Genomic DNA, 19,519 nt, shown 5'->3' on the forward strand with positions numbered 1-19,519 from the left:
ACGACCGGGTGAGGCGTTCTCAGCATGTGAGTCGATCGGTCCCGCGTTGTGGTTACCGCCCGGAAGGCGCGCCTACAGTGCCCTGGTGACCACCCGCACTCCCGACGTCTACACGCACGGCCACCACGAGAGCGTGCTGCGCTCCCACCGCTGGCGCACGGCCGAGAACTCGGCCGGCTACCTGCTGCCCGCGCTCGCCCCGGGCCAGCGCGTGCTCGACGTGGGCTGCGGCCCGGGCACCGTCACGGTGGACCTCGCGTCGCGCGTCGCGCCCGGCGAGGTGATCGGCGTCGACCGCTCGGCGAAGGTCCTCGAGGCGGCCGTCGAGCACGCGCAGGAGGCGGGCGCCGACAACGTCACGTTCCAGGTGGGCGACGCGTACGCGCTCGACTTCCCGGACGACTCCTTCGACGTCGTGCACGCGCACCAGGTGCTCCAGCACCTCACCGACCCCGTCGCCGCGCTGCGCGAGATGCGCCGCGTCACGCGCCCGGGCGGCGTGGTCGCGGTGCGCGACGCCGACTACGCGGCCATGACCTGGTACCCCGAGCACCACGGGCTCGACGAGTGGCAGGCCCTCTACCACGAGGTCACCGAGGCGAACGGCGCCGAGGCCGACGCGGGCCGCCGCCTGCTGTCGTGGGTGCGCGACGCGGGCTTCGACCCCGCCGGCATCGCGCCCGGCGCGGGCATCTGGTGCTACGCGACGCCCGAGGACCGTGCCTGGTGGGCCGGGCTGTGGGCCGACCGCTGCGTCGCGTCGAACTTCGCGGTGCAGGCCATGGCGCACAAGCTCGCCGACGAGGTCGGCCTCGAGCTGCTCGCCGACGCGTGGCGCGAGTGGGGCCAGTCCCTCGACGGCTGGTTCGCGGTGCCGCACGGCGAGGTGCTCGCGCGCGTCTGACCTAGGGTGGGCCCGTGCGCATCGCCAGGTTCACCACCGGTTCCGACCCCCGCTACGCGCTCGTCGAGGGCGAGCCCGGCCGTGAGGAGCTCGTCGTCATCACGGGCGACCCGATCTACACGCCCGTGCAGCCCACGGGCGAGCGGGTCCGCCTCGACGACGACGGCGTGCGGCTGCTCGCCCCCGTGATCCCGCGGTCCAAGATCGTCGGCGTCGGGCGCAACTACGCCGACCACGCGGCCGAGCACGGCAACGACGTGCCGACGCAGCCGCTGCTGTTCCTCAAGCCCAACACGTCGGTGATCGGCCCCGACGACCCGATCGTCCTGCCCGACTGGACCGAGCACGTCGAGCACGAGGCCGAGCTCGCGGTCGTCATCGGCAAGGTCACCAAGGACGTCCCGCCGGAGCGCGCGCTGCAGCACGTCTTCGGCTACACGGTCGCCAACGACGTCACGGCACGCGACGTGCAGCGCTCCGACGCGCAGTGGACGCGCGGCAAGGGCTTCGACTCGTCGTGCCCGCTCGGCCCGTGGGTCGTGCCGGGGCTCGAGGTCGACGACCTCGCGGTGACCGCGCGCGTCAACGGCGAGACGCGCCAGGACGGCCGCACGTCGCAGATGGTGTTCGACGTCGCGTACCTCGTGTCCTACGCGTCCGAGGTGTTCACGCTGCTGCCGGGCGACGTCATCCTCACCGGCACGCCCGCGGGCGTCGGCCGCATCGACCACCGCGACGTCGTCGAGGTCGAGGTCGAGGAGATCGGCGTGCTGCGCAACCCGGTGCTGCGCCGCACGCCCTGACGGCGGCGACCCGACGGCCCCGCCGGGGTCAGGCCGGACGCGTGTCGGTCCCCGGCGGGGTGCCCGTCGCGCCTTCCGCGCCCAGGTCCCGGACCTCGGCGCGCAGCCGCCCCATGCGCGCGTCGAGCTCGGCGCCCGTCACCGCGGCGTCGAGCAGCTCGGTGCGCAGGTCCTCGGGCAGCGCGCCGTGGTATTTGTACGACAGCTTGTGCTCGACGCTCGCCCAGAAGTCCATCGCGATGGTGCGGATCTGCACCTCCACGGGCACGTGCTCGGTGCGGTCCGACAGGAACACCGGGATCCGCACGATGAGGTGCAGCGACCGGTAGCCGTTGGGCTTCGGCTCCGCGATGTAGTCCTTGCGCCGCACGACCTCGACGTCGGGCTGCGACGCGAGCATGTCCGCGACCCAGTACGCGTCGGACACGAAGCTGCACGTGATGCGGATGCCCGCGATGTCGAGGATGCGCTCGCGGATCGTCTCCGGGTCGGCCGCGCAGCCGTAGCGCGTCGTCTTCTCCAGGATCGAGTCGATCGACTTCAGGCGTGACGTCACGTGCTCGATCGGGTTGTGGTCGTGCGTCTGGCGGAACTCCGAGCGCAGGATCCGGATCTTGGTGAGCATCTCCTCGATGCCGAACTCGTAGCCCATGCGGAACCGGGCGAGCTCGCGCTGCGCGTCGCGCACCGTCGTGATGACCCCGGTGCCGAGCCCCGGCTCGAGGTGGGTCGCCACCTGGTCCCGCACGGTCTGGACCAGACCTCCCGGCGTCGCGTCGGTCTGCTGCGTGGAGGTCGTCCCCGGTGCCATGCCCAGCCCAACGTCCGTGCACGTCGTCGCGTTCCGCGCTCGGTAGGCTGACGTCGATCCCACCGCCGCCAGACCCGAGGTGTCCCGTGCCCGCCAGCACCCCCGTGCGCGTCCGTTTCTGCCCGTCCCCGACCGGCACGCCCCACGTCGGTCTCATCCGGACGGCGCTGTTCAACTGGGCGTACGCCCGCCACGTGGGCGGCACGTTCGTGTTCCGCATCGAGGACACCGACCCGGCGCGCGACTCGCAGGAGTCGTACGAGCAGCTGCTCGACGCGCTGCGCTGGCTCGGCATGGACTGGGACGAGGGCGTCGAGGTCGGCGGCCCGCACGAGCCGTACCGGCAGTCGCAGCGGTACGACCTGTACCGCGACGTCGTGCGCCGCCTGCTCGAGGGCGGGTACGCGTACGAGTCGTTCTCGACCCCCGAGGAGGTCGAGGCCCGGCACCGTGCCGCGGGCCGGGACCCCAAGCTCGGGTACGACGGCTTCGACCGCGACCTCACCGACGAGCAGAAGGCCGCGTACCGCGCCGAGGGCCGCGAGGCCGTCCTCCGGATGCGCATGCCCGACGAGGACGTGACGTTCACCGACCTCGTGCGCGGCGACGTCACGTTCAAGGCCGGCTCCGTGCCGGACTACGTGATCGTCCGCGGCAACGGGCACCCGCTGTACACGCTGGTCAACCCGGTCGACGACGCGCTCATGGGCATCACGCACGTGCTGCGCGGCGAGGACCTGCTGTCGTCGACCCCGCGGCAGGTCGTGCTGTACCGCGCGCTGCTCGAGCTGGGCGTCGCGACGGTGATGCCGCAGTTCGGCCACCTGCCGTACGTCATGGGCGAGGGCAACAAGAAGCTCTCGAAGCGCGACCCCGAGTCCAACCTCTTCCTGCACCGCGAGCGCGGCTTCACGCCCGAGGGCCTGCTCAACTACCTCGCGCTGCTCGGCTGGTCCATCGCCCCCGACCGCGACATCTTCTCGGTCGCCGAGATGGTCGAGAAGTTCGACGTCGCCGACGTCAACCCGAACCCGGCGCGGTTCGACCTCAAGAAGGCCGAGGCGATCAACGCCGCGCACGTGCGCCTGCTCGCGCCCGAGGACTTCCGCGACCGGCTCGTGCCGTACCTGCACGCCGCCGGCCTGGTGCCCGCCGACTCGTACGCGGACCTCGCGCCCGAGCACCGCGCGCTGCTCGACGCGGGCGCGCCGCTCGTGCAGGAGCGCATGACGCTGCTGGGCGAGGCCGTCGGCATGCTCGGCTTCCTGTTCGTGGCGGACGACGCGGTCGAGGTCGTCGAGGACGCGCGCGCGGCGCTGCGCCCCGAGGCCGCCGACGTGATCGACACCGCCGCGCGCGTGCTGGGCGACCTGCCCGCCGACGGGTTCACCACCGAGGCGACGCAGACCGCGCTGGCAGCGGCGCTCGTGGCACCCACCGAGGAGGGCGGGCTCGGCATCAAGGCACGGTTCGCCTACACGCCGCTGCGCGTCGCCCTGACGGGCCGTCGCGTGTCGCCGCCGCTGTTCGAGTCGATGGATATCCTCGGCAAGGACGCGACGCTCGCGCGCCTCGCACGCCTGCGCGCGGGCCTGTGACGCGGGAGGCGGCGGGGGCGTCGGGGATCGACGGGGTCCTGCTCGACGTCGACGACACGCTCGTCGCGACGCGGGACGCGTTCCGCGGCGCGCTCGCGGCCGTGCTCGACCGGTACGCGCCGGGGGCCGACCTCGACGCCGCTCTCGCGCTGTGGCGCGCCGACCCGGGTGGTCACTACCGCGCGTACACGCGCGGCGAGCAGACGTTCCGGCAGCAGCGCATGACTCGTGCGAACGAGCTGCACGCGGCCGTGGGCGGCCCGGTGCTCGACGACGCGGCCTACGACGCGTGGGACGCGGTGTTCGACGCCGCGTTCGCCGACGGCTGGGCCGCGCACGACGACGCCGTCCCCGCGCTCGACGCGCTGCTGGCCGCCGGGGTGCGCGTGGGCGCGCTGACCAACGCGCGCGTCGGCTACCAGACCGACAAGCTCACGCGCGCCGGGCTGGCGGACCGCGTCGAGGTGCTCGTGGGCGTCGACACGCTCGGCGTCGGCAAGCCAAACCCGCGCGTCTTCCTCGAGGGCTGCGCGCGGCTGGGTACTGACCCGGCCCGCACGGCGTACGTGGGCGACGAGCTCGACGTCGACGCCGCCGCCGCGCGCGCCGCGGGGCTCGTCGGGGTGTGGCTCGACCGGCCCGGACCGCGCCGCGTGCCGGTCACCGAGGCCGACGTCGCCGCCGCGGGCGTCCACGTGATCCACGACCTCGCCGAGCTGCCGACCGTCCTCGGGGTGACGTCGCACCCCTGACGTCGGCGCGACGGCCACTGCCCGACCACTGGTCACCTCGGCGCGTTCGGGGGGACCACTGGTCGATTCGTCGACACGTCCGACGGCCACTGGTCACGATGTGGCCACTGCTCGGGTGGTCGTGCGTCCGAGGTGACCAGTGGTCGGTCGGGTGGCTCACAGGGCGACCACTGGTCACGTCGGAGTGCTGCTCCGGGTGGTCGTGCGTCCGAGGTGACCAGTGGTCGGTCGGGGTGGCGCGGTCGGCGACCGCTCGTCGTCGCGGTGTTCGGGTCCAGGGCCGGGCGCGCCGGGCTCGACGCGTCGTTGCCCGCGTGGGGCTCGCCGGGCGTCGAGGTCAGCGGCGGCGGGTCGTGTAGACGCGGGTCACGTAGGGGACCGGGACGCGCGGGCGGCCGGCCAGGTCGGGGTGGGTCGTGACGAGCGTGCGCACGCGGTCGAGCAGGGCCGCGCGCTCGTCGGGCGGCAGCACGATCGCGTACGAGCGCGTGCCGGCGAGGCGCACGAGCTCGTCGGGCGTCAGCACGTGGTCCCAGCGCACGTCGGTGCGCAGGACGTCCGTGAACGCGTCGCCGGGCTCGGGGTGCGTGTCGCGCGCGAGCTGCGGGCCCGCGGCCTCGTGCAGCAGCGCGCCGTACGCGCCGACCCACGGCACGTCCTCGTCGCGGTCGTTCCACACGATCCCGAGGGTCCCGCCCGGGCGCAGCACGCGCGCGACCTCGGCGGCCGCGGCGGGCTCGTCGAACCAGTGCCACGCCTGCGCGACGGTCACGACGTCGACCGACGCGTCCGGCAGCGGGATCGCCTCGGCGCTGCCGTCGTGCAGCTCGACGCCGGGCAGCGCGGCCGCGAGCTGCTCGCGCATGCCCGCGGCGGGCTCGACGGCGACCACGCGCAGCCCGCGCCCGACGAGCGCCGCCGTGAGCTTGCCGGTGCCGGCCGCGAGGTCCAGCACGTCGCGTGCCCCCGGCGGCACGAGCAGGTCGACGGCCGCGGGCGGGTAGCCCGGGCGGACCGCCGCGTACTCGTCGGCTTGGTGCGTGAACGACGCCGCGTGCGCGGCGTGCCGGTCGTCCGTGCTGCCGGTCACGGCACCTCCTCGGGGTCGACGTGTCGGGGGTCCCGTCAGATCGGGCCCGACGGCTCAGGGCGTGAGCGCCGCCAGCGCGTCGTCGTGCAGCAGGCCGTTGGTCACCAGCGCGTCGCCGCCGTGCGGGCCGTCGACGCCGCGCAGCGACGTGAACCGCCCGCCCGCCTCGGTGACGACCGGCACGAGCGCGGCCATGTCGTACAGCTCGAGCTCGGGCTCCGCGGCGACGTCGACCGCGCCCTCGGCGACCAGCACGTACGACCAGAAGTCGCCGTACGCGCGCGTGCGCCACACGCGTCGCTGCAGGTCCATGAACTGCGGGAGGCGGCCGTGCTCCTCCCAGCCGGTGAGGCTCGAGTACGAGAACGACGCGTCCTCGAGCGACGCGACCTTCGACACGTGCAGGCGCGTGGCCGCCGCGAGCGACCGCCCCGTCCACGCGCCCGTGCCCTGCGCGGCCCACCAGCGCCGCCCCAGCGCCGGGGCGGACACCACGCCGACGACGACCTCGTCGCCGTCCATGAGGGCCAGCAGCGTCGCCCACACCGGCACGCCGCGCACGAAGTTCTTGGTCCCGTCGATCGGGTCGACCACCCACCGGCGCGGGCCGTGGCCCGTGTCGTGGCGCTCCTCGCCGTGCACCGCGTCGCGCGGGCGCGCGCGCGACAGCTGGGCGCGCACGAGGTCCTCGGCGGCGCGGTCGGCGTCCGAGACGGGCGTGAGGTCCGGCTTCGTCTCGACCTGCAGGTCCATGGCCTTGAACCGCGACATCGTCAGCGCGTCGACCTGGTCGGCGATCACGTGCGCGAGCCGCAGGTCGTCGTCGTACGCCATCGTCGCTCCCTCGTCGGTCCCCGGGCCGGTCACGGCGCGGCCGGTCCGCGCGTCAACCTACCCAAGCGCGACGTCCGCGTGGGGGAGGGTCCGCCCGTGCGGACGCGCGCCGCCGCCGTCAGGCGCGCGTGTCGTCCGCGTCCGCGGTGCCGAGGCGGCTCACGAGCAGGCGACGGAACGAGTCCAGCCGCGCGGCCCGCGCCGCACGCGTCGCGTCGTCGCCGGCGGCGGCCACCCACTCGTCGAGCGCGCAGTCCGGTGCGTCGGCCAGGTGCGTGCAGCCGCGCGGGCACTCGCGCGCGACCTCGTCGAGGTCCGCGAACGCGTGCAGCAGGTGCGCGGGGTCCACGTGCGCGAGCCCGAACGACCGCACGCCCGGCGTGTCGATCACCCAGGTCGGTGCGCCCGCGTCCGGGACCTCGAGCGCGACCGCCGACGTCGACGTGTGACGACCGCGGCCGGTCACGTCGTTGACCACGCCCGTCGCGCGCCGCGCGTCGGGGACGAGCGCGTTGACGAGCGTCGACTTGCCGACCCCCGAGTGCCCGACCAGCACCGAGATCTCGCCGCGCAGCGCGTCGCGCAGCTCGTCCAGGCCCTCGATCGTCGACGCGCCCGTGACCGGGTCGGTCACGCGCCGCGTCGCGACCACCTCCACGCCGATCGGCGCGTACAGCGCCGTGAGCTCGGCGGGGTCCGCGAGGTCGGCCTTGGTGAGCGCGAGCAGCACCTCCATGCCGGCGTCGTACGCCGCGGCGACGCAGCGGTCGATCATGCGCGTGCGCGGCTCCGGGTCGGCCAGCGCGGTGACGACGACGAGCCGGTCGGCGTTGGCGACGATCACGCGCTCGACGGGGTCGGTGTCGTCGGCCGTGCGCCGCAGCACCGTGCGCCGCTCGCCGATCCGCACGATGCGCGCGAGCGTGCCGTCCTCGCCGGTCGTGTCGCCGACGACGTCGACGCGGTCGCCCGGGACCACGCGCTCGCGGCCCAGCTCGCGGGCCTTCATCGCCAGCACGCGCGTCTCGTCCGGGCCGCCGGGGTCGACGAGCACGGTGTAGCGCCCGCGGTCGACCGCGACGACCATCGCGGTCAGCGCGTCGGCGTGCTCGGGGCGCTGCTTGGTGCGGGGGCGCGAGCCGCGGCCGGGACGGATCCGCACGTCCCGCTCGTCGTAGCGCCGCTGCGCCATCAGGCCGTCGGCCCCGTCGCACCGGCCGGCGTCGTGCCCGCGAGCATGCCCGCCCACAGGTCGACGAACCCGGGCAGCGTCTTGGCGGTCGTGGCGACGTCCTCGACCGCGACGCCCGGCACGCGCAGGCCCACGAGCGCACCCGCGGTCGCCATGCGGTGGTCGGCGTACGTGCGCCACGTGCCGCCGTGCAGCGGCCGCGGCGTGATCACCAGGCCGTCGGACGTCTGCTCGGCCTGGCCGCCCAGCCGCGTGATCTCGGCCGCGAGGGCCGCGAGCCGGTCGGTCTCGTGACCCCGCAGGTGCGCGATGCCGCGCAGCCGCGTGGGGGAGCCCGCGAGGGCCGCGAGCGCCGCGATCGTGGGTGCGAGCTCGCCGGCCGCGCGCAGGTCGAGGTCCACGCCGCGCACCTCGCCCGTGCCGGTGACGGTCAGCACGTCGCCGTCGAGCGTGGCGGTCGCGCCCATGCGCGTGAGGATCCCGGGCAGCAGGCCGCCGGGCTGCGTCGTGCGCGCGGGCCACCCCGGGACGCGCACCGAGCCCCCCGCGACCATCGCGGCGCACAGGAACGGCGCGGCGTTCGACAGGTCGGGCTCGACCTGCACGTCGCGCCCCGCGACCGTGCCGGGCTCGACGTGCCAGATCTCGGGGCGCGAGTCGTCGACGACGACGCCCGCGGCGCGCATCACGTCGACCGTCATCTCGATGTGCGGCAGGCTCGGCAGCGTCGGCCCGGTGTGGCGCAGCGTCAGGCCCTGGTCGAACCGCGCCGCGGCGAGTAGCAGGCCAGAGACGAATTGGCTCGAGCCCGACGCATCGACGTCGACGCTGCCGCCGCGGACCGCACCGCGGCCGTGCACCGTGAACGGCAGGTGGCCCGGCTCGCCGTCGTCGTCGACGCGCACGTCGAGCGCGCGCAGGCCCTGCAGCAGCGGACCCATGGGACGGACGAGCGCCTCGGCGTCGCCCGTGAACCGGACCGGGCCGTCGGCGAGCGCCGCGACGGGCGGCAGGAAGCGCATGACGGTGCCCGCGAGGCCGCAGTCGACGGTGACGGCCCCGCGCAGCTCACCGGGCGTCACGCGGACGGCGTCGTCATCGAGCTCGACGCCGACCCCGAGCGCCCGCAGCGCGTCCGCCATGAGCCGCGTGTCCCGCGACACGAGCAGCGAGCGCAGCGTGCTCGGGCCGTCGGCGAGCGCCGCGAGCACGAGGTAGCGGTTGCTCAGCGACTTCGAGCCCGGCACCGCGACGGTCGCGTCGATCGGCCCGTCGGCGACGGGGGCGGACCACGGGTCGGCGTGCAGGCTCGTCATGCCGTTCAGGCTAGCGGCGACCGGTGTCGCGGCCCTGCGGCGTCCACCCTCAGTCGGTCGTGTGCCGGGCGGCCTCGGCCGCGCGCGCCGCCTTCAGCGCCGCGCGGTCGGTGCGCGCGTGCTGCACGCGCCACGCGACGCCCGGGCGCCCCTCGAGGTCGATGCCCGCGAGCACCGCACCCCCTGTGAACGACAGCGCGCGCACGAGCCGCTCGGAGCGCTCGCGGCGCTCGTCCTTCGTCAGCGTGCCGGAGCGGCCCACCGGCAGGTTGACCGCGACGACCGGCAGCGTCAGCCCGGCGAGCGCCAGCGCGGCGGCGCGCGGTGCGCGCCCGACCGCGAGCATCGCACCGGCGACGACCATCGCGGCGCCGTGCGCCTGCGCGAGCGTCGCGAGCTCCTTGTCGGAGATCTCGCCCGCCAGCGCGCGGCCGAGGGGGCCGGGGGCGCGTCGCCGCGCGGACGCGGGCACGCGTCCGCGCAGGCCGTCGACGCCGTCGCGCACGACCTGCGCGTGCGCCGCGGGGTGCCGCAGCGCGTCCACCCCCTGGCTGACGAACCACGAGGCGAACAGGGGTCGGGCGATGCGGCGCAGCAGCACGGGCTCCTCCTCCGGGACTTCCACCGCGGACGCGCGGTGCCTCCCACGCTAGTGCCGGACCCGGGAGGCGGCGCGCCCACGCGCGTGCGCCGTGCGCACCGTGCGACACCGTACGGGAATGCGCACGCCGCGCGTCGCTGTTGGGGGTGGCATGAGCTGTGCAGTCGCCACCCCCGAGGCCCCCGCGGTCGCCGCCGTCCCGACGGGCGGGACCGTGCCGGTCGTCACACCGTGGGGTCTCACCGTCTCCTCAGGTGACGTCCAGGTCGGAGCACTAGGCTCGTGGGCGATGAGCGAGCACCCTGAGAGCCCTGCGGGCCTCGACGACGAGGGCACGACGCGTGCCCCGGTCGGCGAGGACGACGCCGCCCGCAGCGACCGGTTCGAGGCGGAGGCGCTGGTCCACCTGGACCAGCTCTACGGCGCGGCGCTGCGCATGACGCGCAACCCCGCGGACGCCGAGGACCTGGTCCAGGAGACCTTCACCAAGGCGTTCGCCGCGTTCCACCAGTACCGCCCGGGCACGAACCTCAAGGCGTGGCTGTACCGCATCCTCACCAACACGTACATCAACTCCTACCGCAAGAAGCAGCGCGAGCCGCAGCAGTCGCGGTCGGAGGAGGTGGAGGACTGGCAGCTCGCGCGCGCCGAGTCGCACACGTCGCGCGGGCTGCGCTCGGCCGAGGCCGAGGCGCTCGACCACCTGCCCGACTCCGACGTCAAGGACGCGCTGCAGCAGATCCCCGAGGACTTCCGCATCGCGGTGTACCTCGCGGACGTGGAGGGCTTCGCGTACAAGGAGATCGCCGAGATCATGGGGACGCCGATCGGGACGGTGATGTCCCGGCTGCACCGTGGCCGCGCGCAGCTGCGCGACCTGCTGTCGGACTACGCGCGCGGACGTGGGCTCACCGCGGGCGGTGCGCGATGAGCGCGGTCGGCGACGGCCCGGCGGACGGCGTCCGGCCGGGTGCGGACCTGCGCCGCGCGGCGCCCGGCTCGCCGTGCGGGTGCGACGAGGCCGTGGACCGGCTGTGGGAGTACGTCGACTCCGAGCTCGGCGTGCTCGACCGCGACCGCGTCGAGGCGCACCTGCACGAGTGCTCCGACTGCTTCGAGGAGGAGCAGGTCGAGCTCGTCATGAAGCAGCTCGTGAAGCGCTGCTGCCAGGAGGAGGCGCCCGCCGAGCTGCGCGTGCGCATCCGCGAGCAGATCACGGTGCTGCGGCTGCGTGCCGCGACCGGTCAGGACTCCTGACCACCGACCCGTGACCGTGGCGGCCCCGCGGCCGCCGGGCGGGACGCACGAGGGCCCCGGAGCCGATGCTCCGGGGCCCTCGTGACGTCACGGCGTCGAACGCTCAGGCGTTGGGACGCTTGCCGTGGTTGGCGGCGTTCCCCTTGCGGGAGCGACGCTTGCGGCCACGCTTGCTCATCGCTGCTTCTCCTCGGGTCGCGGCGCGCGCGTACGGGGGCACGCGCCGGGGATGTCGCACCATGGTCCCACACACCGCGCGCGCCGCGCGCCGCTCAAGTGCGGGAGCCGCGCTCCCGATATCCCCCGGGTGAGCCAGCAGCCCCAGTCCGTCGTCCCCTTCCTGCACGCCCTCGCCTCGACCGGGGGCTCCGACCTGCACTGCAAGGTCGGCTCGGCGCCGCGCGTGCGGGTGGACGGCCGGCTGCGCAAGCTGCAGGCCGCGGAGCTGCGCCCGGTCGACACCGAGCGCATGCTCGAGGAGGTGCTGCCGGACGACCTCGTGGAGGAGTTCCGGCGCACCAAGGAGGCGGACTTCGCGTACTCGCTGTCGGGCGTGGGGCGCTTCCGCGTCAACGCCTACCAGGCGCGCGGCACGTTCGGGCTGGTGTTCCGGCGGGTCGCGATCGGCGCGCAGGCGCTGGGCGAGCTGGGCCTGCCGGAGGTGGTGGGGGAGCTCGCGCTGGAGCCCCGGGGGCTGGTGCTCGTGACGGGGCCGACGGGTGCGGGCAAGACGACGACGCTCGCGGCGATGGTCGACCTCGTGAACTCGTACCGCGAGGTCAACATCGTCACGATCGAGGACCCGATCGAGGTGCTGCACTCCGACAAGAAGGCGATCGTGTCGCAGCGCGAGGTGCGGCAGGACACGGCCGACTTCACGGTCGCGCTGCGCGCCGCGATGCGGCAGGACCCGGACGTGATCCTCGTGGGGGAGATGCGCGACGTCGAGACCGTGCGCGCGGTGCTGTCCGCGGCCGAGACCGGGCACCTCGTGCTCTCGACGCTGCACACGATCGACGCGGCCGAGTCCGTGAACCGCATCGTCGACTTCTTCCCGCCGCACGAGCAGAAGCAGGTGCGGATCGCGCTCGCGCAGACGCTGCGCGGGATCGTGTCGCAGCGCCTCGTGCGGCGCGCCGACGGCGCGGGCCGCTGCGCGGTCATCGAGGTCATGGTGAACACGGGCCGCACGGCCGAGGCGATCGTCGAGCCGCAGGAGAACCCGCCGCTGACCGACCTCATCAAGGACGGCGACTTCTACAAGATGCAGACGTTCGACCAGCACCTGTTCGCGCTCGTGCGCGACGCGGTCGTGACGTACGAGGAGGCGCTGTCGGTGGCGTCGAACCCGCACGACCTGACGGTCGAGCTGCGCGCCGCCGGCGTCGTCGCCTGACGGCACGCGTGTCGCAGCAGGGGGTTGCCGGCGCCAAGAACGCGATATAGCGTGTTTCTTGCACACGACATATCGCGTTGGAGGAACCATGTCGACGGAGTCCTGGGTCGTCGCCGGCCCGCAGGTGATCGAGGTCGAGGACCTGCGCGCGCTGCGCGTGGGGCTGGTCGGCGGGCGCGTCGACGTGGTCGCGCACGACGACCCCGACGCGCGCGGTGCGCGCCTCGAGGTGCACCGCGTGGACGGCCGGCCGCTCGAGGTCACGCTGTCCGACGGCGAGCTGCGCATCGGGTACAGCTTCACGCTCGGCGGCTGGGAGGGCTTCGTCGAGAAGTTCCGCAACTTCCAGGACAAGGACCGCGCGGACGTGCACGTCGCCGTGCCGCGCGACGTGCTCGCCAAGGTCGGCACCGTGAGCGCCGACGGGCTGGTCGCGGGGCTGCGGCAGGACGCCTCGGTGTCGACCGTCTCGGGCTCGATCGTCGTCGACGACCTGCACGGGCGGCTCTCGACCCACAGCGTCTCGGGCGAGGTCGTGGCGCGCGGCCTCGACGGCGACCTGCGCTTCAACACGGTCTCGGGCGAGCTGTCCGCGTCGGGTCAGCTCACGCTCGTGCAGGGCAACTCGGTCTCGGGCGCCGTCTCGCTCGACGTCGGCAGCGGCACGTCCTCGCTCACCGTCACGACCGTCTCGGGCGACCTCACGGTGCGCATCCCGGCCGGCGCCGGGCTGCGGGCGCGCGCGCAGTCGGTCTCGGGCCGGCTCGTCGTGGACGGGCAGGAGCACAAGGGCTCGTCGCCCGGCCAGCGCACGGTCGAGGTCGACGCGGGCGACGGCGGGACGTTCCTGTCGGCCACGACCGTCACCGGTCACGTCACGGTGCTGCGCGCCGGGCCGGTCCAGGACGCGCCGGTGCAGGACGCACCGGTGCAGGACGAGGCCGTCTGATGGTGAAGGTCTTCGCGCACGGCCAGCTCCGCCTGTACCTGCTCGCCCTGCTCGAGGACGGGCCGCGGCACGGCTACGAGCTCATCACGGCCCTCACGGACCGGTTCGGCGGCACGTACCGCCCGAGCGCCGGCACGGTCTACCCGCGGCTCGCGCGGCTCGAGGAGGAGGGTCTCGTCGAGCGGTCCGACGAGGGGCGCAAGGCGACGTACACGCTGACGGCCGCGGGTCGCGCGGAGCTCGACGAACGTCGCGGCGAGCTCGCGCACCTCGAGGCGGAGATCGCCGAGACCGTGCGGGAGCACGCCACGCAGGTGCGTGACGACGTCCGTGCGGCCATGCGCGGGCTGCGCGCCGACCTCGCGTCGGCGGCCCAGCGCGCCCGGGACGCGGCGGTGCCGCAGCCTGGCGCGCCCGACCGTGAGCGCGCCGCGTCGCACGGACGGCGCGTCGAGGCGGAGGCGATGGTCCGCCGGTTCGGCGACGAGGTCCGTGCGGACCTGCGCCGCGCGGACGCCGCGGGCGGGGTGGACGCGCTCACCGTCGAGACGTTGCGCACCGTGCTCGACACGGCGCTGCGCACGATGCGCGCGACGCTGCGCTGAGGCCCGCCGGACCGCGCCGTCAGGGCGACGGCACCGACGGCACCGGCGGCGACGCGCGACGTCGCCGCCGGTGCGCCCGGCCGGCCCAGGCGCGGGCGGCGGCCGCGACCGCCGCGCCGACCGGGCAGTAGACCACCGCGAGCACCAGCGCGATCCCGAGCGCCAGGGTCACCGAGGAGCGTTCGACCAGCGCCGCCAGCAGCAGGGGTGTGAGCACGCCCAGGGCCGCGCCGCAGGCGGCGAACGCCAGCACGTGCGCGGTCTCGGAGGTGCGGTGGCGCACCAGGTGCGCGGTGAGCGTGCCCGCCGGCCAGCCGAGCGCGAACGTCGCGGCGATGTGCACCGCGTACGCCAGGGCGACGATGCGGACGCCCGTGCCCAGCCCGACGCGGTCCTCCGGTGCCGGGGTGTTCGCCGCGAACCACGCGAGCGCGAGCGCGGCGGGCACCAGCAGGATGACCGCGGTCCGCACGCACACGTCGAGGGTCGCACCCCACCCCGTGACGGGGTGAGGTGCGGACGGGTCGGGGTCGACCGGTGCGCGGGCGGGTTCGGGTGGTGCGTCAGGCCGCGTCATCCGGCAGGCCCAGCCACTGGTGCCAGCCGGTGTGCAGCACGAGCCACGCCATGAGGCCGTAGCCGGCCTGCCCGGGCAGGTGCCGCGGCGAGACCGCCATGTCGGCGAGCCACTGGTCGTGCGCGGCGAGGGGCGAGTACATGTCGACGTAGGGCACGCGGCGCCGTGCCGCGACGTCGCCCAGCGCGACCGACAGCTCGGCGAGCTTGTCGCCGTCGGCGGGGTCGCCCGGGGGCGGTCCGACCACGAACGCCGGCATGCGGCGCTGCTCGGCGACGTCGAGCACGTTGGCGAGGTTGAGCCGGCTGCGTGCGAGCGAGAGGCCCGCGGCCACGTCGGCACGGCCGAGCGCGACGACCAGGCGGTTGTCGGCCTCGGGCGCGAGCCGGCGCGAGACCTCGGCGTCCCAGCGGCCGCCCAGGTCGGTGCTGGTCTCGCCGGGCACGGCGAGCGTCATGACCGTCGGAGGGTCGGGCAGCGGCGTGCGGGCGGCGACGCGGCCCACCCAGCCCAGGCCCTTGGGGTCTCCTGCGCCGGCGACCAGCTCGTCGCCGACGACCGCGAGCCGCAGCTCACCCACGCCATCACTCCTGCCCGTGCCGCCGCGCCGGCCGGTCCGGCGCTGCCGACAGTCTCGCAGGCCGTCGGGGCCTCGGCGTGGTCATCGTCGCGGGGCGGCGGACGTGTCGTGCGGCACGCGGGCGACGCGGCGCTCAGCGAGCTCCGACGCGGGTGTGCGGCGCCGAGGCGCTCGCGTCGTCCCAGGCGTGGTGGGAGTGCGGCGGCTCGCGGTCGCCGAGGCCGTCGCGGCGCACGAGCACGACGAGCCACGCGATCCAGGCGACGAAGGCGACGAGGGCGAGCAGGAGGAGGACGAGGTTCATGGCAGAAACTCTGCGCCCAACGGGAAGCCGCCACGAGTGGCAGAAGTGCCGTCGCCCATTGAGATCCTGCCACGAGCGTGCGACCGTGGTGGCGTGCTCCGCTCCGTCGCCGTCCTCGCGCTCCCGAACGCCGCCGCCTTCGAGCTCGGCACCGCGTGCGAGGTCTTCGGCATCGACCGCTCCGACACCGGCGGGCCGGTGTTCGACTTCCGGGTCTGCGGCCCGCGCGCCGGCGCGACCCTGCCGACCAAGTCGGGGTTCTCGATCGTCGTCGAGCACGGCCTCGAGGCCACGCGTGACGTCGACCTCGTCGTCGTGCCCGCCTACGGCGTGCCGCCCGCCGACCTGCCCGACGACGTCCTCGACGCGCTGCGCGCCGCGCACGCGCGCGGGGCCTGGATCCTGAGCATCTGCAGCGGCGCGTTCGCCCTGGGGGAGGCCGGCCTGCTCGACGGCCGCCGCTGCACCACCCACTGGATGCACGCCGCCGCGCTCGCCGCGCGCTTCCCCGCGACGACCGTCGACCCCGACGTGCTGTACGTCGAGGACGGCCGCGTCATCACGGGCGCGGGCACGGCCGCCGGCATCGACGCGTGCCTGCACCTCGTGCGGCGCGAGCTCGGCGCCGCCGCCGCCGCGAGCGTCGCGCGGCGCATGGTCGTGCCGCCGCAGCGCGACGGCGGCCAGGCCCAGTACGTCGAGACCCCGCTGCCGCCGCAGGCCGACACCCTCGCGCCGCTGCTCGCGTGGATGGTCGAGCACCTCGACGAGGACCTGTCGGTACCCGCGCTCGCCGCCCGCGCCTTCACCTCCGAGCGTACGTTCGCGCGCCGGTTCCGCGCCGAGACCGGCGCGACGCCCGCCGCGTGGGTCGCCCGGCAGCGGGTGGCCCGCGCGCAGGAGCTCCTCGAGCGCACGGACGCCCCCGTCGACGAGGTCGCGCGGCGCAGCGGCTTCGGCACCGGGGCGCTGCTGCGCCACCACTTCGCGCGCACGCTGGGCACCACGCCGCTGAGCTACCGGCGCCAGTTCACCTGCGCCGCCGACGACCCCACGGACGACGCGGCGTCCCTCACCGCCTGAGCCGGCGCGTCCGACGTCGCGACGAGCGGCCCGGACGCGGCGACGCCCCCGTCCTCGGCGGAGGACGGGGGCGCCCGGCCCGCACGGCGCTCGGAGGTCGCCGGGGCCGCGGTGCGGTGCGGGCCCTGGCATCCGCCCCGCACCGGGTCAGGGGTGCGTCACATCGTCGGCATCAGCACGCCGTCGATGAGGTACACCGTGGCGTTCGCGGTCTGCACGCCGCCGCAGACGACGTTCGCGTCGTTGACCTTGAGCATGTCGCCCGAGCCGGTCACGTCGACCGTGCCGCCCTGGACGGTCGTGTGCTCACCGGCGATCTGGTCGGGCGAGAGCCGGCCCTCGACCACGTGGTAGGTGAGGATCGAGGACAGCGTCGCGGCGTCGGTCTTGAGCGACTCGATCGTGGCCGGGTCGATCTTCGCGAACGCCTCGTCGACCGGCGCGAACACCGTGAACTCGCCGCCGTTGAGCGTGTCGACCAGGTTCACGTCGGGGTTGAGCTGGCCCGAGACCGCGGCCGTGAGCGTGGTCAGCAGCGGGTTGTTCGACGCGGCCGTCGCGACCGGGTCGGTCGACATGCCCTCGATCGAGCCGGCGCCGTCCGGCACCGTCGCCGCGTAGTCGGCGCAGCCCGGGCCGACCAGACCGGACGCCATCATGTCGCCGCCCTCGGTCGCCATGTCGTCGGGCGTGGCCGACGGCGTCGGCGCCATCGAGGTCATCGCGTCGGGCGTCGTCTCCGCGCCCGTGTCGTCGCCCGAGCTGCAGGCGGTGAGTGCCAGGCCGGTCGTCAGCAGCAGCGCGGCGGACAGGCGCGTGCGGGTCGAGATCTGCATGGTCGTCTCCTCCAGGGTGCTGCGGAGGACCTCTCGTCCTCCGCCGTCGCCCGTGGTTCGGAGCCGTCCCCCGGGGCGGATGGGTCGGATCGACGACGAGTTCCCACCGGCCTGGCAAGCCCCGGCCCGGGGCGTCGCCGCCGAGCCGCACCCATCCGCGGGACCGCCCGCACCGAACCCCCGGCATGGACCTCGTGGTGGTGGCGCTCGTCGGACTCGTCGGCGGCCTGGTGACCGGGATCTCGCCCTGCATCCTCCCGGTGCTCCCGGTCGTGCTCCTCAGCGCGGGCGCGCAGGGCGCCCGCACGGGACCGAGCCGCGCGGCGCCCGTCCGGGCGACCACGGCCGCACCCGTGCGCGGCGCCGCCGCGGGCGTCGGCGTGCTCGAGCAGCCCGCGCTGCTCACGCGCGGCGGTGCACCCGCCGAGCCGCCCCGCGCCAACGGTGCGCGCCCCTACCTCGTCGTCGCCGGGCTCGTCACGGCCTTCTCGCTCGCGACGCTCACCGGCACGGTCGTGCTCAACGCGCTCGGCCTGCCGGGCGACACGCTGCGCTGGGCGGGCATCGCCGTCCTCGTCGTCATGGGCCTGGGGCTGCTCGTCCCGCGGCTCGAGCAGGTCATCGAGCGACCGTTCGCGCGGCTCGCGCCCCGGCGCGCGCCCGGCAAGGACCGCGGCGCGTTCGTGCTCGGGCTCGGCCTCGGCGCCGTGTACGTGCCGTGCGCCGGCCCCGTGCTCGCGGCCGTGACCGTCGCCGGCGCCACGGGCCGCGTCGACGCGTCGACCGTCGTCCTCACGCTCGGGTTCGCGATCGGCGCCGCGCTGCCCCTGCTCGTGCTCGCGCTCGCGGGCCGCCGCGCCACCGAGCGGCTCGCGTTCCTGCGCACGCACCAGCGCCGCGTGCGCGCCGTCGGCGGGGTGGTCATGCTCGCGCTCGCGACCGCCCTCACGTTCAACCTCACCGACGGGCTGCAGCGCGCGCTGCCCGGCTGGGCCGACAGCCTGCAGCAGCGCCTCGCGGCCGACGAGCGCGTCACGCAGCAGCTCGACCTCGGCGGCGTCGTCACGGCCGAGAACGAGGGCCTGTCCCGCTGCACGCAGGGCGCGACGACGCTCGAGGACTGCGGCCCCGCACCCGAGCTGCGCGGCATCGACACGTGGCTGCAGACGCCCGACGGCGCGGACCTCACGATCGCGGACCTGCGCGGCAAGGTCGTCCTGCTCGACTTCTGGGCCTACTCCTGCATCAACTGCCAGCGGTCGGTGCCGCACGTCGAGGCGTGGTGGCAGGCGTACCGCGACGCCGGGCTCGTCGTGGTCGGCGTCCACACGCCCGAGTACGCGTTCGAGCGCGAGACCGACAACGTGGTCGACGGCGCGCGGCGCCTCGGCATCACGTACCCGGTCGCGCAGGACAACTCCTACGCGACCTGGAGCGCGTACCGGAACCGGTACTGGCCCGCGTCGTACCTGGTCGACGCCGACGGCCAGGTGCGTCACGTGCACCAGGGCGAGGGGGGCTACGACGTGACGGAGGACCTCGTGCGCGAGCTCCTGCAGGACGCGGACCCGGGCGTCGCGCTGCCGCCGCGCACGCAGGTCGACGACCGCACGCCCGACGGCGCGCAGATCACGCCCGAGACGTTCCTGTCGGTCGGCAAGCGCAGCAACGTCGCCGGGGAGTACGTCGAGGGCGAGCACACCTACGCAGCGCCCGCCGACCAGCCGGCCGACACCGTCGCGCTCGACGGCACGTGGACCACCGACTACCAGGGTGCGACCGCGGGCGGGGACGCCGCGCTGCGGCTGCGGTTCTCGGCGAGCGAGGTCCGCACGGTCGTCGGCGGCGAGGGCACGGTCACCGCGGTCGTGCGCGACGCGTCCGGGACGGTCGTCGACGAGGTCGAGCACCAGGTGTCGGGGCCGCCGCGCTCGTACCGGCTGCTCGCCCGGCCCGACCTCACGACCGGGACCGTCGAGGTGCGCGCGACGCCCGGCGTGCAGGTGTTCTCGTTCACCTTCGGGTGAGCCG

22 protein-coding genes are annotated in these 19,519 nt (G+C 75.1%); 11 read left to right on the forward strand and 11 right to left on the reverse strand.

The window, feature by feature from the left end; all coding sequences use genetic code 11:
- The first annotated feature begins 85 nt into the window (after positions 1-85).
- Together GY42_RS01015 and GY42_RS01020 are read left to right on the forward strand one after the other, a co-directional pair.
- Positions 86-904: a methyltransferase domain-containing protein gene (locus GY42_RS01015; protein ID WP_046527902.1), complete on the forward strand. Its 819-nt coding sequence runs from the start codon at positions 86-88 to the stop codon at positions 902-904.
- 14 nt (positions 905-918) lie between these two features.
- Complete coding sequence (locus GY42_RS01020; protein ID WP_046527903.1) at positions 919-1,707, forward strand: fumarylacetoacetate hydrolase family protein; 789 nt, start codon at positions 919-921, stop codon at positions 1,705-1,707.
- A 28-nt stretch (positions 1,708-1,735) separates the two neighbouring features.
- On the opposite strand, the gene GY42_RS01025 is transcribed toward GY42_RS01020, so the two are convergent.
- Entirely contained in the window at positions 1,736-2,518 is a 783-nt protein-coding gene (locus tag GY42_RS01025) for a GTP pyrophosphokinase (RefSeq protein WP_082131302.1), read from the reverse strand.
- 86 nt (positions 2,519-2,604) lie between these two features.
- Between GY42_RS01025 and gltX the strand changes: the two genes are divergently transcribed.
- Both gltX and GY42_RS01035 read left to right on the forward strand, forming a co-directional pair.
- Entirely contained in the window at positions 2,605-4,116 is a 1,512-nt protein-coding gene (gltX, locus tag GY42_RS01030; protein WP_152667192.1) for a glutamate--tRNA ligase, read from the forward strand.
- On the forward strand, positions 4,113-4,868 hold the full coding sequence (locus GY42_RS01035) for an HAD family hydrolase (protein WP_046527904.1): 756 nt from the start codon (positions 4,113-4,115) through the stop codon (positions 4,866-4,868). Before gltX ends, GY42_RS01035 begins: the two co-directional genes overlap by 4 nt.
- Before the next feature lie 337 nt (positions 4,869-5,205).
- Here the strand turns inward: GY42_RS01035 and GY42_RS01040 are convergent, their stop codons facing one another.
- From GY42_RS01040 to GY42_RS01060, 5 genes are all read right to left on the reverse strand, one after another.
- Entirely contained in the window at positions 5,206-5,958 is a 753-nt protein-coding gene (locus tag GY42_RS01040; protein WP_046527905.1) for a class I SAM-dependent methyltransferase, read from the reverse strand.
- 54 nt (positions 5,959-6,012) lie between these two features.
- The gene (gene hisN, locus GY42_RS01045) at positions 6,013-6,792 is read right to left on the reverse strand and encodes a histidinol-phosphatase (RefSeq protein WP_046527906.1); all 780 of its coding nucleotides are present in this window, start codon (positions 6,790-6,792) and stop codon (positions 6,013-6,015) included.
- A 118-nt stretch (positions 6,793-6,910) separates the two neighbouring features.
- Positions 6,911-7,984, reverse strand: a complete 1,074-nt coding sequence (rsgA, locus tag GY42_RS01050) for a ribosome small subunit-dependent GTPase A (RefSeq protein ID WP_046530387.1) — start codon at positions 7,982-7,984, stop codon at positions 6,911-6,913.
- Positions 7,984-9,300, reverse strand: coding sequence for a 3-phosphoshikimate 1-carboxyvinyltransferase (aroA, locus tag GY42_RS01055; RefSeq protein WP_052748150.1), 1,317 nt, complete (start codon positions 9,298-9,300; stop codon positions 7,984-7,986). Before aroA ends, rsgA begins: the two co-directional genes overlap by 1 nt.
- A 49-nt stretch (positions 9,301-9,349) precedes the next feature.
- On the reverse strand, positions 9,350-9,901 hold the full coding sequence (locus tag GY42_RS01060) for a DoxX family membrane protein (RefSeq protein WP_046527908.1): 552 nt from the start codon (positions 9,899-9,901) through the stop codon (positions 9,350-9,352).
- 151 nt (positions 9,902-10,052) lie between these two features.
- Here GY42_RS01060 and GY42_RS01065 point away from each other — a divergent pair, with 151 nt between their 5' ends.
- The gene (locus GY42_RS01065) at positions 10,053-10,832 is read left to right on the forward strand and encodes a sigma-70 family RNA polymerase sigma factor (RefSeq protein ID WP_046527909.1); all 780 of its coding nucleotides are present in this window, start codon (positions 10,053-10,055) and stop codon (positions 10,830-10,832) included.
- Complete coding sequence (rsrA, locus tag GY42_RS01070) at positions 10,829-11,158, forward strand: mycothiol system anti-sigma-R factor (RefSeq protein WP_082131303.1); 330 nt, start codon at positions 10,829-10,831, stop codon at positions 11,156-11,158. Before GY42_RS01065 ends, rsrA begins: the two co-directional genes overlap by 4 nt.
- Positions 11,159-11,261: 103 nt before the next feature.
- Here the strand turns inward: rsrA and GY42_RS20170 are convergent, their stop codons facing one another.
- Positions 11,262-11,336 (reverse strand): 50S ribosomal protein bL37, encoded by a 75-nt coding sequence (locus tag GY42_RS20170; RefSeq protein ID WP_099052597.1) that lies wholly within the window; start codon positions 11,334-11,336, stop codon positions 11,262-11,264.
- A gap of 129 nt (positions 11,337-11,465) precedes the next feature.
- On the opposite strand from GY42_RS20170, the gene GY42_RS01075 reads away from it, so the two are divergent.
- The 3 genes from GY42_RS01075 (at position 11,466) to GY42_RS01085 (ending at position 14,108) form a co-directional block, all read left to right on the forward strand.
- Complete coding sequence (locus tag GY42_RS01075; protein ID WP_046527910.1) at positions 11,466-12,554, forward strand: type IV pilus twitching motility protein PilT; 1,089 nt, start codon at positions 11,466-11,468, stop codon at positions 12,552-12,554.
- Positions 12,555-12,642: 88 nt separating this feature from the next.
- Positions 12,643-13,503 carry a DUF4097 family beta strand repeat-containing protein gene (locus GY42_RS01080; protein ID WP_046527911.1) on the forward strand — a complete coding sequence of 287 codons (861 nt, stop codon included), beginning with the start codon at positions 12,643-12,645 and terminating at the stop codon, positions 13,501-13,503.
- Positions 13,503-14,108: a PadR family transcriptional regulator gene (locus tag GY42_RS01085; protein ID WP_046527912.1), complete on the forward strand. Its 606-nt coding sequence runs from the start codon at positions 13,503-13,505 to the stop codon at positions 14,106-14,108. The genes GY42_RS01080 and GY42_RS01085 overlap by 1 nt, the downstream gene beginning before the upstream one ends.
- Before the next feature lie 19 nt (positions 14,109-14,127).
- Here the strand turns inward: GY42_RS01085 and GY42_RS01090 are convergent, their stop codons facing one another.
- From GY42_RS01090 to GY42_RS19270, 3 genes are all read right to left on the reverse strand, one after another.
- Positions 14,128-14,580 (reverse strand): hypothetical protein, encoded by a 453-nt coding sequence (locus tag GY42_RS01090; protein ID WP_046527913.1) that lies wholly within the window; start codon positions 14,578-14,580, stop codon positions 14,128-14,130.
- 91 nt (positions 14,581-14,671) lie between these two features.
- Complete coding sequence (locus GY42_RS01095) at positions 14,672-15,265, reverse strand: GDSL-type esterase/lipase family protein (RefSeq protein WP_046527914.1); 594 nt, start codon at positions 15,263-15,265, stop codon at positions 14,672-14,674.
- A 133-nt stretch (positions 15,266-15,398) separates the two neighbouring features.
- Positions 15,399-15,569: a hypothetical protein gene (locus tag GY42_RS19270; RefSeq protein WP_160309383.1), complete on the reverse strand. Its 171-nt coding sequence runs from the start codon at positions 15,567-15,569 to the stop codon at positions 15,399-15,401.
- A gap of 93 nt (positions 15,570-15,662) precedes the next feature.
- Between GY42_RS19270 and GY42_RS01100 the strand changes: the two genes are divergently transcribed.
- Positions 15,663-16,652, forward strand: a complete 990-nt coding sequence (locus GY42_RS01100; protein ID WP_046527915.1) for a GlxA family transcriptional regulator — start codon at positions 15,663-15,665, stop codon at positions 16,650-16,652.
- Between the two features lie 158 nt (positions 16,653-16,810).
- Here the strand turns inward: GY42_RS01100 and GY42_RS01105 are convergent, their stop codons facing one another.
- The gene (locus tag GY42_RS01105) at positions 16,811-17,488 is read right to left on the reverse strand and encodes a fasciclin domain-containing protein (protein WP_046527916.1); all 678 of its coding nucleotides are present in this window, start codon (positions 17,486-17,488) and stop codon (positions 16,811-16,813) included.
- Positions 17,489-17,673: 185 nt separating this feature from the next.
- Between GY42_RS01105 and GY42_RS01110 the strand changes: the two genes are divergently transcribed.
- Positions 17,674-19,515, forward strand: coding sequence for a cytochrome c biogenesis protein DipZ (locus tag GY42_RS01110; RefSeq protein ID WP_046527917.1), 1,842 nt, complete (start codon positions 17,674-17,676; stop codon positions 19,513-19,515).
- The last annotated feature ends 4 nt before the right edge of the window (positions 19,516-19,519 follow it).

Origin of the sequence: Cellulomonas sp. FA1 (assembly GCF_000986825.1) — a bacterium.
Classification (GTDB): domain Bacteria; phylum Actinomycetota; class Actinomycetes; order Actinomycetales; family Cellulomonadaceae; genus Cellulomonas; species Cellulomonas iranensis.

Excerpts from the sequence above, each read along its gene's own strand:
- GY42_RS01025 (WP_082131302.1), bottom strand. The coding sequence starts at position 2,518 with ATGGCACCGGGGACGACCTCCACGCAGCAGACCGACGCGACGCCGGGA.
- hisN (WP_046527906.1), bottom strand. The coding sequence starts at position 6,792 with ATGGCGTACGACGACGACCTGCGGCTCGCGCACGTGATCGCCGACCAG.
- rsgA (WP_046530387.1), bottom strand. The coding sequence starts at position 7,984 with ATGGCGCAGCGGCGCTACGACGAGCGGGACGTGCGGATCCGTCCCGGC.
- aroA (WP_052748150.1), bottom strand. The coding sequence starts at position 9,300 with ATGACGAGCCTGCACGCCGACCCGTGGTCCGCCCCCGTCGCCGACGGG.
- GY42_RS01065 (WP_046527909.1), top strand. The coding sequence starts at position 10,053 with ATGAGCTGTGCAGTCGCCACCCCCGAGGCCCCCGCGGTCGCCGCCGTC.
- rsrA (WP_082131303.1), top strand. The coding sequence starts at position 10,829 with ATGAGCGCGGTCGGCGACGGCCCGGCGGACGGCGTCCGGCCGGGTGCG.
- GY42_RS01080 (WP_046527911.1), top strand. The coding sequence starts at position 12,643 with ATGTCGACGGAGTCCTGGGTCGTCGCCGGCCCGCAGGTGATCGAGGTC.
- GY42_RS01085 (WP_046527912.1), top strand. The coding sequence starts at position 13,503 with ATGGTGAAGGTCTTCGCGCACGGCCAGCTCCGCCTGTACCTGCTCGCC.
- GY42_RS19270 (WP_160309383.1), bottom strand. The coding sequence starts at position 15,569 with ATGAACCTCGTCCTCCTCCTGCTCGCCCTCGTCGCCTTCGTCGCCTGG.
- GY42_RS01105 (WP_046527916.1), bottom strand. The coding sequence starts at position 17,488 with ATGCAGATCTCGACCCGCACGCGCCTGTCCGCCGCGCTGCTGCTGACG.
- GY42_RS01110 (WP_046527917.1), top strand. The coding sequence starts at position 17,674 with ATGGACCTCGTGGTGGTGGCGCTCGTCGGACTCGTCGGCGGCCTGGTG.